The 15,402-nt window shown below is 48.6% G+C and carries 14 protein-coding genes and 4 pseudogenes; 14 read left to right on the top strand and 4 right to left on the bottom strand.

Translation table 11 applies throughout. The annotated features are described in order from the left end of the window. Positions 1–20: 20 nt before the first annotated feature. The gene (locus CFI10_RS14735) at positions 21–1,376 is read right to left on the bottom strand and encodes an IS1182 family transposase (RefSeq protein ID WP_206835339.1); all 1,356 of its coding nucleotides are present in this window, start codon (positions 1,374–1,376) and stop codon (positions 21–23) included. 85 nt (positions 1,377–1,461) lie between these two features. Between CFI10_RS14735 and CFI10_RS14730 the strand changes: the two are divergent. Further along, positions 1,462–2,223: pseudogene (locus tag CFI10_RS14730) on the top strand (SDR family oxidoreductase). Between the two features lie 2 nt (positions 2,224–2,225). Continuing rightward, positions 2,226–3,074: an MFS transporter gene (locus tag CFI10_RS14725; protein ID WP_206835709.1), complete on the top strand. Its 849-nt coding sequence runs from the start codon at positions 2,226–2,228 to the stop codon at positions 3,072–3,074. Positions 3,075–3,096: 22 nt separating this feature from the next. Here CFI10_RS14725 and CFI10_RS14720 read toward each other — a convergent pair whose 3' ends face one another. Next, positions 3,097–3,606 (bottom strand): acyl-CoA thioesterase, encoded by a 510-nt coding sequence (locus CFI10_RS14720; protein WP_242530010.1) that lies wholly within the window; start codon positions 3,604–3,606, stop codon positions 3,097–3,099. 233 nt (positions 3,607–3,839) lie between these two features. Between CFI10_RS14720 and CFI10_RS14715 the strand changes: the two genes are divergently transcribed. Together CFI10_RS14715 and CFI10_RS19270 are read left to right on the top strand one after the other, a co-directional pair. Continuing rightward, complete coding sequence (locus CFI10_RS14715) at positions 3,840–4,775, top strand: catechol 2,3-dioxygenase (protein ID WP_242530009.1); 936 nt, start codon at positions 3,840–3,842, stop codon at positions 4,773–4,775. Positions 4,776–4,948: 173 nt separating this feature from the next. Next, positions 4,949–5,861, top strand: a pseudogene (locus CFI10_RS19270) (IS256 family transposase); the annotation flags it as partial. A gap of 33 nt (positions 5,862–5,894) precedes the next feature. On the opposite strand, the gene CFI10_RS14695 reads toward CFI10_RS19270, so the two are convergent. Then, the gene (locus CFI10_RS14695) at positions 5,895–6,557 is read right to left on the bottom strand and encodes a heavy metal translocating P-type ATPase (RefSeq protein ID WP_242530008.1); all 663 of its coding nucleotides are present in this window, start codon (positions 6,555–6,557) and stop codon (positions 5,895–5,897) included. 93 nt (positions 6,558–6,650) lie between these two features. Between CFI10_RS14695 and CFI10_RS14690 the strand changes: the two genes are divergently transcribed. After that, positions 6,651–7,955: an IS1380 family transposase gene (locus tag CFI10_RS14690; RefSeq protein ID WP_206835697.1), complete on the top strand. Its 1,305-nt coding sequence runs from the start codon at positions 6,651–6,653 to the stop codon at positions 7,953–7,955. Positions 7,956–8,466: 511 nt separating this feature from the next. Then, positions 8,467–8,889 (top strand): annotated as a pseudogene (locus CFI10_RS14685) (IS30 family transposase); the annotation flags it as partial. A 27-nt stretch (positions 8,890–8,916) separates the two neighbouring features. On the opposite strand, the pseudogene CFI10_RS14680 reads toward CFI10_RS14685, so the two are convergent. Beyond that, positions 8,917–9,513: pseudogene (locus CFI10_RS14680) on the bottom strand (IS66 family transposase); the annotation flags it as partial. 85 nt (positions 9,514–9,598) lie between these two features. Here CFI10_RS14680 and CFI10_RS14675 point away from each other — a divergent pair. From CFI10_RS14675 to CFI10_RS14640, 8 genes are read left to right on the top strand one after another with little or no spacing between them, the layout of a single operon-like run. Then, positions 9,599–10,579 carry a SphA family protein gene (locus CFI10_RS14675; protein ID WP_206835693.1) on the top strand — a complete coding sequence of 327 codons (981 nt, stop codon included), beginning with the start codon at positions 9,599–9,601 and terminating at the stop codon, positions 10,577–10,579. Between the two features lie 21 nt (positions 10,580–10,600). Then, positions 10,601–11,758: a Rieske 2Fe-2S domain-containing protein gene (locus CFI10_RS14670; RefSeq protein WP_206835691.1), complete on the top strand. Its 1,158-nt coding sequence runs from the start codon at positions 10,601–10,603 to the stop codon at positions 11,756–11,758. Between the two features lie 47 nt (positions 11,759–11,805). Further along, on the top strand, positions 11,806–12,081 hold the full coding sequence (locus tag CFI10_RS14665) for a hypothetical protein (protein WP_206835687.1): 276 nt from the start codon (positions 11,806–11,808) through the stop codon (positions 12,079–12,081). Beyond that, positions 12,074–12,880 carry a DODA-type extradiol aromatic ring-opening family dioxygenase gene (locus tag CFI10_RS14660; protein ID WP_126039558.1) on the top strand — a complete coding sequence of 269 codons (807 nt, stop codon included), beginning with the start codon at positions 12,074–12,076 and terminating at the stop codon, positions 12,878–12,880. Before CFI10_RS14665 ends, CFI10_RS14660 begins: the two co-directional genes overlap by 8 nt. Continuing rightward, on the top strand, positions 12,867–13,688 hold the full coding sequence (locus tag CFI10_RS14655) for an alpha/beta fold hydrolase (protein ID WP_206835683.1): 822 nt from the start codon (positions 12,867–12,869) through the stop codon (positions 13,686–13,688). The genes CFI10_RS14660 and CFI10_RS14655 overlap by 14 nt, the downstream gene beginning before the upstream one ends. Before the next feature lie 9 nt (positions 13,689–13,697). Beyond that, on the top strand, positions 13,698–14,018 hold the full coding sequence (locus CFI10_RS14650) for a non-heme iron oxygenase ferredoxin subunit (RefSeq protein WP_126039552.1): 321 nt from the start codon (positions 13,698–13,700) through the stop codon (positions 14,016–14,018). A 12-nt stretch (positions 14,019–14,030) separates the two neighbouring features. Then, on the top strand, positions 14,031–14,345 hold the full coding sequence (locus CFI10_RS14645; RefSeq protein WP_206835681.1) for an SCP2 sterol-binding domain-containing protein: 315 nt from the start codon (positions 14,031–14,033) through the stop codon (positions 14,343–14,345). 12 nt (positions 14,346–14,357) lie between these two features. Then, positions 14,358–15,344 (top strand): 2Fe-2S iron-sulfur cluster binding domain-containing protein, encoded by a 987-nt coding sequence (locus tag CFI10_RS14640; protein ID WP_206835677.1) that lies wholly within the window; start codon positions 14,358–14,360, stop codon positions 15,342–15,344. Positions 15,345–15,402 lie beyond the last annotated feature (58 nt).

Here is a 15,402-nt window from a genome sequence, read left to right as displayed (position 1 = left end):
CGTATTTCAAGCATTGGCTGTCAGCTCACCACTAAGCGATGCATACGTTTGATATTCCATGCCAGGGTGGCCAAACGCCACTCACCACTAACCTTGTCCAACCCTCGGAGTGAGAACTGCCTGAACCCCATGACGTGCTTGATGATGCCGAACACGGGTTCCACCGTATGCTTGCGCAGCGCATAACGGGCCCGTCCCGCCTGTGTTTTCAGGCGATAGGCCATCTGCTCAACAGGGTCATCACTGTCGGGGGCTACCGGCTCGGCTGCAAAGCGCTCGAAGAGCGGCAAGTGGTGAACGTCTCGTTTCATGGCAATAAGAGGCTCAATACCCTGCTGGCCGCACACCTTAACATTCTCCGCACTGAAGTAACCGGTATCCGCCAGCAGATGGGCCACCTTGCCCAATGAGGCGGGTAAGGCGGTCAATGCGTTCAGCAGTGGCATGACTTGTTGTTTGTCATTCGTCGCTTGCGTAACGTGGACAGAGGTTACCAGCATGCTCTCAGTATCCACCGCTGCCTGGGCGTTATAGCACTGATCAAAGCCCTTACCCGTGACCGGCATGATGCGGGACTGTGGATCCGTGAGATTCACCTGATCCTGATCGCGTGGGCCACCCATCGGGGGTTTGGGATCACGCCCACGTGGCTTTTTGCCTGCCTTTCGCTGTGCATCGCGTTTGGCTGCTTTATCCTGGTAAGTGGTTTGTTCTGCGGCATCCCGTTCTTGCGCACGGGCTTCGATTTTGACCTTCGCCTCTGCAATGGCCGCCAGGCGGGCTTCACGCCGAGCAATCTCGGCCGGAATGTCCATGCCATCACTCGTGACATCGTTGTCTGCCGCCTCGGCCCGTTGGATCAGGGCGTTTACCTCCGTCTTGAGCTGAGCCTCCAGCTTCTTGGCATGTCCATAGGACAGCGCCTTGTGCTTGCTGGCATTGGCTTTAACCTTGGTTCCATCAAGGGCGATAGTGCCGAACTTGAGCAGCTTCATCTCGCGCGCCAGCAACAGTACCTGAACAAACAGTTGCTCCAGCTCAGATAGAAAGCGACGGCGGAACGTGGCCAGCGTATCGTGGTCGGGATGGGTGTTCGCGGCCAGGTAGCGGAAGGCAATCGAGTCGTAGGTGGCGCGTTCGATCTTGCGGCTGGAGATCACGCCAGTGGCGTAGCCGTAGACCAGCAGGCTCAGCAATACCGCAGGATGATGCGCCTTATGGCCTCGACCAGCGTACTGTTGTGTCAGCGCAGACAAGTCCAGCTGTTCGACCACATCGACGACAAAGCGCGCCAGGTGCTCGTCAGGCAACCACTCATCAACTGAAGGTGGCAGCAGATAGTCGGTCTGGCGGTCTACTGGAATAAAGCGGCTCATGATGATGTTCCGGTCGTAGCTCAATGACAGGTGGATTATCTCACAGGGCTATCGAAAACCCGACAGACTGCTAGGAGAATCGAACATGTCCCAACGCGTACTCATTACCGCCGGTGCCGGCGGCATAGGTCTGGCCATCGCCCAGGCCTACGTGGCCAACGGTGCCCGCGTGCATATTGCCGATATCAATGCCGAGGCGGTGGAGCAGATCACCAGCCAGAACCCGAGCATTACCGGCAGCATCGGCGATATCAGCAAGCCCGAGGATCTGGACAGCCTGTTCCGCGATGTGCAGAGCTAGCTGGACGGGCTCGATGTGCTGGTCAACAACGCCGGGATCGCCGGAGCCACCGCGCCGGTCAGCGAATACCCGGTGGATACCTGGCATGCGGTGCTCGGCATCAACCTGACCGGCACCTTTCTGGTCACCCAACGCGCCATCGAACTGCTCAAGCGGTCCGACGCCGCCTCGATCGTCGTCATGTCCTCGCTGGCCGGGCGCTTCGGTTATGCCAACCGGGTGGCCTACTCCACCACCAAGTGGGGGCTGGTCGGCTTTACCAAGACCCTGTCGCTGGAGCTGGGGCCGTTGGGTATTACCGCCAACAGCATCCACCCCGGCGCCGTGGACGGCCCGCGCATCCAGGCGGTATTCGAGGGCCGAGCCAGGGTCTCGGGCCGCAGCGTGGAAGAGGAAATCGCATCGGCGATGGACAACCAGTCGATCAAGCGCTTCGTTGACCCAGCGGATATTGCCGCGCTGGTGCTGTTCCTGACCGGCCCGCGCGGGCGCAGCATCTCCGGCCAGTTGTTCCCCATCGACGGCGACTCCAAGGCGGCGAGCTGATCATGAACCAGGCAGCTCTGGAAGCAGGTGCCCCGCAGGCCAGGCCCGGCCTGTGGCAGGGCCGGGCAGCAGTACTGATCGGCCTAGTGCTGCTGGGCATCGGCCTGCGCTATGCGGTGACCGGCCTGTCGCCGCTGCTCACCGATGTACGGCAGGCACTGGGCATAGGCACTGCGGGAGCGACCCTGATCGGCATGCTGCCGACCCTGTGCTTCGGCGCGGCGGGTTTTCTCACACCGCTGATCGTCCGGCGGCTGGGGGCCGAGGGCACTGCCCTGCTGGCGGTGAGCATTGCCGCACTGGGCAGCCTGCTGCGCCCCTATGTCGACAGCTCGCAGGTTTTCATCCTGCTCAGTGCGGTCGCCCTGTTCGGCATGGGCATGGATCGGGAGGCAGCGGCGCTGGCCTTCTCGGTATACACCTTCGTCACCCTGCCGATGGCGCTGATCACCCCGCTGATAGCCAACAAGCTGAACAACCCGACCGGGCTGGCCATCGCGCTGGCGGCCTCCGGGCCACTGGGGTATCTGGGCATCCTGTTCGGTATCGGCCCGGCCTGGCTGATGGCACTGGTGGCCGGCCTGGCTGGAGGTGCCTTCCCGCTGGCGATTGCCATGTTCAACCTGCGCTCACGCACCACCGCAGGCTCCACTGCCATTGCCGGGTTCGCCATGGGTATCAGCTACCTCGCTGGCACCCTGGGGCCGCTGTTGGGTGGCTGGCTGTTTGCAGTGACCGGCACCTGGGCGGCACCACTGTGGGTCTATGTGGCCAGCGTGGTGCCGATGGCCATCGGCGCCAGCATGATGGCTAGGCCCGGACGTTTTCTGGAAGACGGTCTGCAGAAGTAAGGGGGCGGAAGCGGGTGCAGCCTCAGGGCTGCGCCACTGTCGTCACATCCTCAGCCTCGAAGGTATCCTTCATCGCCTGATAGCGCTGTTCCAGCTCGCGGCGGATCTGGCGGCGCTGCTCGGCCTGATAGAAGCGGCGCTTCTGGTCGAAGGTCTGCGGCTCCAGTGGCGGCACCGGGGTAGGCTTGCCCTGATCATCCACCGCCACCATGGTGAAGAAGCAGCTGTTGGTATGGCGCACCGTCTTGGCGCGGATATCCTCGGTGATGACCTTGATGCCGATCTCCATCGAGGTATTGCCGGTGTAGTTCACCGAGGCCAGGAAGGTCACCAGCTCACCCACATGGATGGGCTGTCTGAAGTTGACCTGATCCACCGACATGGTCACCACATAATGCCCGGCATAACGGCTGGCACAGGCATAGGCCACCTCATCCAGGTACTTGAGCAGCGCACCGCCATGCACATTGCCGGAAAAGTTCGCCTTGTCCGGCGTCATCAGTACGGTCATGCTCAGTTCTGCGGTGCTCATCAACATCCTGTTCAACCTCTGGTCTGGGGGCCATTACTTTAATACTTTCCCCCGGCCTGGGCTATTGAGGCTGCCTATCGTCCCCATCCAGAACCCCACCCAACTCCATACCTTATTTGGATCAAGATGCCTATAAAAAGGTATTAGCGGTATGAATATAAAGGGGTTAGGTTAATAAAAACGCTTCATCAACACGCTGACGCGTCCAGAACAAAGAAAATAAGGAACGAAAGATGGCAATGACAGGTGTATTGCGACCAGGGCATGTCCAGCTGCGGGTGCTGGATATGGAAGCTGGTGTACATCATTATCGGGACATTCTCGGGATGCAAGAGACCGGTCGCGACGCCGAAGGTCGTGTATATCTGAAGTGTCGCGACGAGTTCGACCACCACAGCATCATTCTGCGTGAAACCGACCAGGCCGGCATGGACTTTGTCGGGTTCAAGGTACTCGACCTGCCCACCCTGGATGACTTTGAAAAGAAACTGCAGGCTTATGGCGTCGAGACACACCGTATCGCTGCCGGCGACCTGCTGGAAACCGGTGAGCGAGTTCGCTTCACCACGCCAAGCGGACATCAGGTCGAGCTGTATGCTGAGAAAACGCTGGTCGGTAATGGCTGTGGCGACACCAACCCCAAGCCCTGGGACCCGAAAGTCACCCATGGCATTTCCCCGGTACGCATGGATCACCTGCTGCTGTTCGGGCCCAACGTCCCCGAGACCCTGAAGCTCTTTACTGAAGTTCTCGGCTTCAATCTGGTCGAGCGTGTACTCGGGCCGGACGGCGAGACCAACATCATTGTGTTCCTGAGCTGCTCCATCAAGTCACACGACATTGCCTTCGCCCACTATGACGAGCCCGGCAAACTGCATCATGTGTCCTTCCTCATGGATAGCTGGGAACAGGTGCTCAGAGGCGGCGATATCATGTCCATGGAAGATGTACCTGTCGATATCGGCCCCACCCGCCACGGTGTTACCCGTGGTCAGACCATCTATGCCTGGGACCCTTCCGGCAACAGATTCGAGATCTTCAAGGAAGATCGCCAACCCTATCCTGATCACCCACCACTGACCTGGACTCTGGACGGTCTTGGTGCTGGCGGCGGCCTGGATTACGTACAGCGCAAGCTGCATGAAACTTTTCTGAGTGTGGTCACCTGACCGCACTCTCCTCAACTCTTGCTTGGGTCTTTAGCGTCTACTGCCAGATTCCGTTTCTGGGTAGACGCTTTTTCAATCATCGGCCTCTATGCAGCGCTGAGCTACTACGGCCTGAAGTGGATTCAGCTATGGCAGCAGCGGAGCTAGGGCCTGCAGACATCGTAAGGTAGACGAACCAGACCAAACTCACCGACGAAATCGACCGAAAAATACTATCCATGTTCGCCCTCGGCATGAGCTATTGGGATATCCGCGGCCATGTGAAGGATATGTATGGACTGGAGGTTTCGGAAGCTGTACTCAGCGGTTTCACTGACCGCTTCAAAAGCGGGCAGCAGTGGCCACTGGAGGCGGTTTACCCCATCTTATGGCTGGATGCGATCCACTACAAAATTCGGGAAGGCGGTCGTTATGTCAGCAAGGCGGTGTACACATTGCTCGAATTCAATGCTGAAGACCGCAAGGAGCTGTTGGGTCTGTACCTGTAGGAAAGTGAAAGGGCCAACTGCCGGTTATCGGTTCTGACGGATCTTCATAACCATGAGTGAAGGATATCCTGATCGCCTGCGTCGATGGCTTCACCGGCTTCCCTGAGGCTATTGCAAGCACTTGCCCTGACACAGAGATCCAGCAGCGCGTGATCCATCAGATCCGCAACTCAGTGAAGTATGTCGCCAGCAAGCACCAGAAGGCATTGATGGCGGATCTGAATGCCGGTTTATCGTGCCGCAACACATGAGGCAGCAGAAACTGCTCTGGATGAGCTGGAGGCCAAACTGAGAGTTCTTTATCCGGTCGTGTTGCAATCCTGGCATCGCAAGTGGAGCTAACTGTCAACCTACTTTAAACACCCCCTAATACGTGCGCAAAGCGATCTACACCACCAAGGCTATCGAGGCGGTGCACCGTCAGCTCTGCAAACTAACCAAAACCAAAGGTGCTTTCCCGAACGAAAACAGCTTACTGAAACTGCTTTACGCTGGCTTGTTGAATGCCTCAGAGAAATGGACCATACTGATCCAGAACTCACTATCCCAGCTGGCAATTCATTTTGAAGGACGCTTGGATCAGGTGGTTAAAATTTAATAACCGCGAGCTGACGCAGAGCTCTGAGCGCCCTCATTGATTACTCATGACCTCCTCCGGTTGTTCAACCGTAATGTTGGCTCGCTTCAAAAGAATCGAGTTCCCAATAACAGACAATGAACTTGCGGTCATTGCGATCACACCGATCATCGGATGCAGTAACCCCAGTGCCGCTACAGGAATTGCAGCCAGATTGTAAAGCCAGGCCCAAAACAGGTTTTCGACGATTTTTCGGAAAGTAGCTTTTGACAATAGGATTGCCTCAACAAGTTTTTTCAATTGACCTTGTATCAGCGTGACATCAGCCGCTTCAATTGCGACATCGGCACCCGCACCGATGGCAACCCCAACATTGGCCTGTTTTAAAGCAGGTGCATCATTAATACCGTCACCCACCATCGCTACACTATTACCATATTTGGCCTGCAACTGTTTAATCGAATCGACCTTTCCTTCCGGCAAAACATTAGCCAGAACTTCATCAATACCAACTTGTTCGGCAACAAATTTAGCTGTTCTTTCATTATCGCCGGTAACCATCACCACGTGAATATTTAGATCGTGCATTGCTCTTATAGCGGGTTTTGAATCGTCCTTAATCGTGTCCGCAACAGCGACAACGCCTGCCGCTTTTTTATCAATGGCCACCAATATTGCTGTTTTCCCCTGCACTTCCACCTGAATCCGTGACTTCAAGCCCTCACTGATTCCTTACAGCCCTGTAATCATGGGGGATGTAACGATAAAATGAAGCTCGCTATCGATTCACCCAAACAGTGAACTCTGACCATGCGTACCTTCAAGCTCGAACAGTCCAAAACCGAAGTCATTACACCTCACGGCGGCCTTGCAGTCGTCGGATATAGTCTCAACACGATGTCCTCTCTGGCTAAGACCTCGCGCTCCATCGTCAAGCGCCATGGCATCGCCAACATCGACCTCATCCGTACCTACCTGGGGTTGATTTGCCTTGGCAAGAGCGACTTCGAAGCGGTCGAGCACGCACGCCATGATCCCTTCTTCAAAGCGGCCATGGGCATCAAGCAATCACCTTCATCGGCCCGGCTGCGTCAGCGCTTTGATGAAGATGCCCGCGCACTGATCCCGTTATTGGATGAGGCCAGCGTCGAGTTTCTGTGTAACGCTTCGGTGCCTATCGGCACACTCACCACCGGGCACGTGCCACTGGATATGGACGTGTTTCCCATGGACAACAGCAACAGTAAAAAAGAGGGCGTGGCCTATACCTACAAGGGGCATGACGGTTATGCCCCCATCGCGGCCTACCTGGGCACGGAGGGCTGGTGTCTGGGCTGTGAGCTGCGACCGGGTAACCAACATGCCAATAAAGAGTTTATTCACACCCTCGACCGGGTGCTGCCTCGAGTCCGAGAGCTGACCGATGCACCGCTACTGGTACGTCTTGACAGCGCCCATGATGCCGCCGACAACCGTGCGTACTTTCGTGCCCATGGGGTGGACTATCTGATCAAGTGGAACCCCCGTTCGCAAGACGGACTGGCGTGGATGGACAAGGCTCATGCGGCCGGAGCACTCTGGTGTCATGTCCGACCCGGAAAAATGGAAACGTTGGTGAGCGAACCGCTGGATGGCACTGGCGACCGTCTGATCGTAAAAGTTACGGTTCGCCAGAGTGACGCCGAGGGGCAGCTGTTTCTGGAACCTGAGGTCAGCCTTGAAGGCTGGACCACCTCGCTCCCATCCGAGATTGCGGATGAGGCGACCGTCATGGCGCTGTACCGCGATCATGCCACCAGCGAACAGTTCCACAGTGAGTTCAAGACTGATCTGGATCTCGAACGTTTGCCGTCAGGGAAGTTCGATACCAACGACCTGGTCATGGCGTTTGCTGTACTGGGCTACAACATATTGCGCTGGATGGGACAGCGCGTACTGCTGGGACCGGATGCGCCGGTGCGTCATCCGGCCAAACGTCGGCGGCTGAAGACCGTCATGCAGGAGCTGATGTATATGGCCTGCCGCCTGGTCAGCAGCGGCCGCCGTCTTTACCTGCGTTTTGGCCAACATTGCCCCGGGTTCAGGGCGTTCGGTTGCATCTACGAGTTGATCTGATCCACTCGGCTTAACTCACCTCGTTCAACCGCCAAGCCACAAAGCGCCATGCATGGCAGGATGTTTTGTGGTTCCCGATAGCATTCAGAGCAAAAAAACGTCGGAGAAGACGGTGAATGATGCTGCAGTAGCGCAGACGCGGCGGCAGAATCCGGATAAGATCGAGCGGTGTTAAAGGGCACGGTCATACTCAGGACAGTGGCACCGCAACGACAGATGAAGTCACTGATTCAGGTTATTAGTGCGTTGTGGATGTAGGATAACCAATACATTCATCACATTACGGTTTATTCAAGCATTTAAGCTTGGTTAACCAATTAGAAAATCCGGCGATAAATAAAGCGTCGGTTTTCCATTCAATCTGGTGGTTAAAAATATATACAGTTCATAAAATCCAATCGATGCCCGGGAATTCAGATAATAAGTGCGACACTCATGGTTGAACGGAGAGGGGTGGCCAACTGCTGATTAGTGGTACGCTTTCGCTCGCCAAAGTAAAAGATGTATCACCATGAGTTATCAGCAGTTGACCGAGGGGAAACGATACCAGATATCGGCCCTTCTTGTGCAGGGCTATTCCCCCGCAGCGATCGCCAGAGCGGTGAAGATCCACCGTTCCACTGTCTATCGGGAGTTGAAGCGTAACAGCGACCAGAACGTGTACGAACCCGAGAGTGCGCATCAGAAAGCCTTGCGTCGCCGAACCAGCTCTCACAAGCGTCGCGTGTCAGAACTGGTCGTACAGTATGTTGAAATGACCCTGTCTTGGTTATGGAGTCCTGAGCAAATAAGCGGTATCGGTAAACTCATTGGTCTACCCGTCAGCCATGAATGGATCTACCGCCATATTGCCGCCGATAAGGCTAGTGGCGGCAAGCTTTACAGGTGTCTGCGCCAGGGACATAAACGCTATCGCAAAGGCAGAAATAGCGTATCCGCCGTTAAAACGACCCACTTGCCCTTAACTGTACTGCGCCACTTTTTTTGAAGTCCGCTCCAGTTCAACATTCCAAGGCAGCAGTCGCTCCAGCTTTTCCAGTGTGTCGGCGTTGGCGATGCGTTCCAGCACGTGCCGGATGTACGCCGAGGGTTCCAGGTCGTTGGCTTTGGCCGTTTCGATCAGGGAGTAACAGGTAGCACTGGCGTGAGCGCCTTGCGGGGTATCCGCGAACAACCAAGCTTTGCGCCCCACAGCGAACGGACGGATGGCATTCTCGGCCAGCACGTTGCTGATGTGCAGGTCACCCCGCTCACAGTAGCCGATCAGGGTGGGCCACTGGTTCAGGGTGTATTCCATAGCTTTGCGAGTTAGCCCGCCTTTCATCACGCGATCCACGTTGGCGTCCAGCCAGGCCTTGAACGCTTCCAGTCGAGGCAGGCTCGACGCCTGACGGATCCGGTAGCGTTCGGCCACGCTCAGGTCCTTGATCTGACGCTCGATGGCATACAGTTTGTTGATATGACTGAGTGCCACATCCGCTTTGGACAGTTTGGCCTGTTTGCCTTTACCCGCTGGCTTGGCCGCTTTGGTCGCTTCGATGAACTTGCGGCGGGCATGACATTGATACTTGACAACAAAAAAGTTAAGCTCTAACTTAGATTGTAGAACAATTTGATCCTACAATAAAAAAGAGAGGACTGTTGTGAAAAACAGCGATTGTCAATTGAGCCAAAATTGGCTTGGAAAAATAACTCGCAGACTATCTATGGCTTTTCTATTAACGATGAGTCCGTTGTTGTTTGCATATGATCTACCAACTGTGAATTTGGGAGCTACAAGTTTCCTCGATGGTATGCCGCCCGCAGGTAAAGGTTGGTACTTCATTCAATACCTACAGAATTATGACAGTGAGTTTTTTGCTGATTCTAATGGGAATAAATTGCCGTTACCGAAAACAGAAGCCGAATTAGATATCGCATTAACACAAGGAATCTATATGAGTGATATCGAAATATTAGGAGGGAAGCTAGCGATAGACGTTGTACAACCAACAATTTTATCGGAAACAACAGATGACGGTATTGGAAATCTAGCTATAAGCGCCAAAACGGGATTTGGTGATTTGCTTGTTGGCCCTGCAATTCAATGGGACCCGGTGATGGGGACTAACGGACCCAAATATGTGAACCGTTTAGAGCTCCAGTTCATATTGCCTACAGGTGAATATGATAGCAGCAAAACTATTAACCCAAGCTCTAACCATTGGTCATTTAACCCATACTGGGCAGGTACGGCATGGCTAAAGCCAGAAATGACATTCTCATGGCGTCTACACTATTTATACAACGGTAAGAATACTAATCCGAGTGTTTCATATGGTCCTGGGGTCAATAGTGTAAAGCCTGGGCAAGCTGTCCATGGAAACTTGACAGCTTTATACAGGGTTAATAGAGCTTTTGCTGTTGGATTGAATGGTTATTTCTTGAATCAAATAACAGATACAGAAATTAATGGGAATAAAGTGTCTGGAAGAAAAGAAAAAGTATGGGCAATGGGCCCCGGAGCAGTTCTCAGCTTTTCGCAACATGATCATATATTTGCAAATTTATATTTTGAAAATGATGCAGAAAATAGATCTGAAGGTGACAGGCTAAATATTCGTTGGGTTCACCACTTCCATTAATGAGATAGAAAGGTAATTAAAATGAGTAACGTGTCAGAAGATATTTTGAAAAAAGTGAAGGGTTGGCCAGGGTATGTAGACGCCAAGTACGGATTTCGAAATCACTGGTATCCGGTTATGTTTTCTAAAGATATAGCAGAGGGTGAAGTTAAAAAAATTAAACTACTTGGTGAACCTCTTTTAGTTAAACGAATCGATGGAAAGTTACATTGTATAAAAGATAGATGCCTTCATCGAGGGGTGCCATTGTCAGAAAAATTAGATTGTATGACAAAGGATACAATTACTTGCTGGTATCACGCTTGGACATACAAATGGGAAACTGGTGAATTATGCGACATCATGACCAACCCATCTAGTGCCCAAATTGGTCGGCATAAACTTAAAGTATATCCAGTTGAAGAAGCAAAAAATTGCGTCTTTATATTCCTTGGCGACGGTGAGCCACATCCATTAGCTCATGATACACCACCTGAATTCCTTGACGATGGATTAGAAATTTTGGGTATAGCAAGAGAGATTAAGTCTAACTGGAGACTAGGTGTCGAAAACGGATTTGATCCAAGCCACATATATATCCATAAAGACGCAATTCTGGTGCAGGGTAACGATCTAGTATTACCTCTAGGTTTTGCACCAGGTGAAGATAGAAGCAAACAAACAAAAGTTATCGCTGATGACTCAGAAGGCGGACGAAAGGGAGTATATGACCTAATTGGAGACGCAAGTGTGCCCGTTTTTGAAGGAACAATAGATGGGGAATTAGTTCGTGAAGGTAATTATGGATCAACTTTAGTTGCTAATAACATCTCAATCTGGCTTCCAGGTGTATTGAAGGTTAATCCATGGCCAAACCCCGATATGATGCAGTTTGAATGGTATGTACCTGTTGATGAAAATACACATATTTATTTCCAAACATTAGGAAAAAAATGTGAAACAGAAGAAGAAATTAAAGCATATGAACATTCTTTTGATCATAAATGGAAAAAAATGGCATTAATGGGATTTAACGATGACGATATTTGGGCAAGGGAAGCAATGGTAGATTTCTATGCCGATGACAAAGGTTGGGTAAATGAAATCCTTTTTGAACCTGACGAAGCAATTGTAGAGTGGAGAAAACTTGCAGATAAGCATAATAAAGGAATACAGACTTTAGAAAATATAAAAGGATAAAAATATAGGGTGGCTTTAAAGCCACCCCCTTAAAAAGGAGGTAAAAAGTGTCTAACTATAAAATTAATAAAATAGTTCAAAGAATTATTAAAGAACCTCAATTTAGGGAAAAGCTGTTAGAAAACATCGATTATTTGAAAGAACTAAACCTTACAAATGAAGAGTTTAATGCATTAGTGAAAGCAGAGCCTGCTTTATTAAGCGCAGTGGGGATGCACCCTATACTACAAATGCATTACATGATGTTTAGAACTCCAGAAATAGGAATACACGTTTCTGTAAACGATTGCCTTGCAATAAAAAATGGTGATTATCATGGCTAATATTGTTAGCTCTTGTGCGACATCACATATTGTAATGTCTGCAAATGGTTGTGAAGACCAGGCAAGAAATGTTATTGAAGGCATGAAAAAGCTTGGAAATATAATCAAAAAAAGCAAGCCAGATATTATTCTAATAATATCTAGTGATCATATGTGTAATTTTGATTTATCTTTACAACCTAGATTTGCAATAGGCATATCTGATGAATATACAACAATGGGTGATATGGACATACCTATTGAAAATATTAAAGGTAGTAGACTTCTAGCAAATACAATCGTTGAAACAGCGGATCAGGACGGATTCGATTTATGTCAGTCGGAAGAATTGAAGCTAGATCATGGAATTATGATACCTCTGACATTCATGGACCTTAAAAATTATCCAATTGTTCCATTAATAGTGAATATAAACACATCCCCAATGGCTGAAGCTAGCAGATGTGTTTCATTAGCTAGAACTATAAAAAAATCGATAAATGAACTAGATGAAAAATTAAATATATCAGTAATAGCTGCAGGTGGTTTATCACATTGGTTATGTATAGAAAATCATGGTGAAGTTTCTGAAAAATTTGATCATATGATAATGGATCGTTTATGTAATGGAGAACAAGAAATCATAACTAATATGGGAAATGAAAGGATAATTCAAGAAGGCGGTAACGCTGGAATTGAAATACTTACCTGGCTAATGGCATCAGAAATTTCAGGTAATGTATCTGGAGAAAAAATTTATTACGAACCGATGAGAAAATGGTTCACAGGAGTTGGAGGTATAAACTTTGAAGTCAATTGATTATTCAGAAAAATATTTAAATGCAGATGGTATTGAAACTAGATACCTTGAGGCAGGGGAAGGAAGTCCGGTCATATTAATACACGGCGGTGGTGCAGGAGCTGAAAGTGAAGGAAATTGGAAAGGTGTGATTCCAATTTTAGCAGAAAATTTTAAGGTATACGCTGTTGATATGATCGGCTTTGGTAAAACTGCAAAGCCTAAAATTGAGTATTCACAGCAAATACGAACTAAACATCTTGTTAGTTTTATCAAAGCACTTGGACTAGAAGGAAAAGTTTCACTAGTTGGAAATTCAATGGGAGGAGCTACAGCACTTGGTGTCTGTGTTGAAAGACCTGAACTAGTTAAGAATTTGGTTCTAATGGGAAGTGCTGGTCTGGTTGTAGAACTACACGAAGATTTGAAACCGATTGTTAATTATGATTTCACAGAAACTGGGATGTACAAGCTTGTTGAAGCTTTGACAAATGACGATTTTCAAATTGATCCCAAAATGGTCAAAAAACGTGTTGAATATGCCTTGGATGCAGAAACTCGAGAAGCCTATGCATCGACTATGACATGGATTAAACAACAAGGAGGTTTATTTTACCCTGATGAATATATCGAAAAAGTCAAAGTTCCAACCTTAGTTGTCCAGGGAAAAGAAGATAAGGTTGTACCAATTACTACTGCTTACAAATTCTTAGATTTGATTGAAGATAGCTGGGGTTATATAATTCCAAACTGTGGTCATTGGGCGATGATAGAACACCCTACGGATTTTGCAAATGCTACCGAATTATTTTTGAAACTCAGAACTTAGGAGGTTCATATGAATAAAAAATGGGTTAAAGCATGTATGGAATCAGACATTTTAGAAAATTCTATATTTAAATTTTCACGACCTGGAAAAAGCCCAATAGCTATTTATAGAATAGAGGGAAAGTTTTATGCTACAGAAGACACATGCACCCACGGTATAGCATCATTATCAGAAGGTGAAATTGACGGTGATGTTATTGAATGCCCTTTCCATGGTGGTGCATTCAATATATGTACAGGGGAACCAGAATCAGAACCATGTACAGTAGCGTTAAAAACTTACCAAGTAGATATTGTGAATAATGAAGTATTAATTTTGGAAGAACAATAAGGTTATTAAATCATGAATGTAACAGATCTTAGACAGCGAATTACCAACTCTGTTGGGGAAGATTCAGGGCTTAATGCAAAAGTTAAATTCGATTTAGGAAATAATGAAGTAATATTCATTGACGGAATAAGTATTCCTAACAATGTACATGACTCAGATATTGATTCCGATATTACGATCAAAATCAAACCTGAAAACTTAACAAAAATACTAGATAAAGAACTCAATCCAAAGCTTGCCCTAATGACTGGAAGAATGAAGTTACGCGGTGATATTAAAATTGCTCTTCGTCTTGATAAAGTTTTCGGTTTAGAACCATCTGAGTAATGGAGTTAACAAGTGCCTATAATCAAAATAAATAACAACCCCATCTCAATTCAATCATCAACGGATCATTCAATGTTGACTGACCTATTGAATGCAGGTATTGGTTACCCTTACGAATGCGTTACTGGCAAATGCGGCCTTTGTAAGTTTGAATTGATACAAGGTAATATTATAAAAACCGAAGAAAATCCTACAGGGCTATCTTCAAGGGATTTAAAGAAAGGTAATAGGCACTTGGCATGTAAATGTAAATTAAACTCTGACTTAGATATTAAAGTAAAGCTTGATAATAAATTTATCCAAAAAACAAAAATATCAAAGATTAGATCTTCAGTTATCTCAAAGGAACTATTAACTCATGATTTTATCAAGATAACATTAAAACCTGATGAAAATATGTCATGGCTACCTGGTCAATTTTGCCTTCTTAGTGATCCTTTACTTCCATCAATTGATCGTGCCTACTCTATAGCTAATAACTACATTAAAGACGGACATATCGATTTCTATATCAAGAGAGTTCCTGATGGTATTTTCTCAAATCATATTTTTGATAAAATCAATATAGATAGCACTTTGATATTGAAAGGACCATTTGGACATTCATACTATCAACGGAGTAATCGTAAGCTTCTTATTATAGGAGGGGGTTCTGGCTTATCCTATGCAGCCTCAATAGCCAAACAAGCTTTTTCTGAAGGTAAAGATTTTTTGTTTTACTACGGTTCTAGATCAACTCAAGATATCCCCAACTGGAGCTCTTTGGTTTTTACCAATAATGAGATAATAGATATTAAAACTGTTCTTTCTCAATCGAACAATGAGTGGACTGGACCAACAGGCTTTTTACATGAAGTTGTGAACGAAGATTTAGGAGCTTCATTATGTGAATTTGATATTTATCTTGCAGGCCCTCCAGTAATGGTTGAATGCTCAATTAAATCTTTTTTTGATCAAGGCGTGCCTTCTGAAAACATTCATTACGATTCCTTTTATTAATATAGGGTATGCGGATTAAATGGTTGATCTTACCTTTGCATGAGAGTGAGACAGACCG

This window comes from Marinobacterium iners, assembly GCF_017310015.1.
GTDB classification, from domain to species: Bacteria; Pseudomonadota; Gammaproteobacteria; order Pseudomonadales; family Balneatricaceae; genus Marinobacterium; species Marinobacterium iners.
The sequence above is the reverse complement of the archived record's forward strand: the minus strand, read 5'-3'. Positions and strand labels throughout refer to the sequence as shown.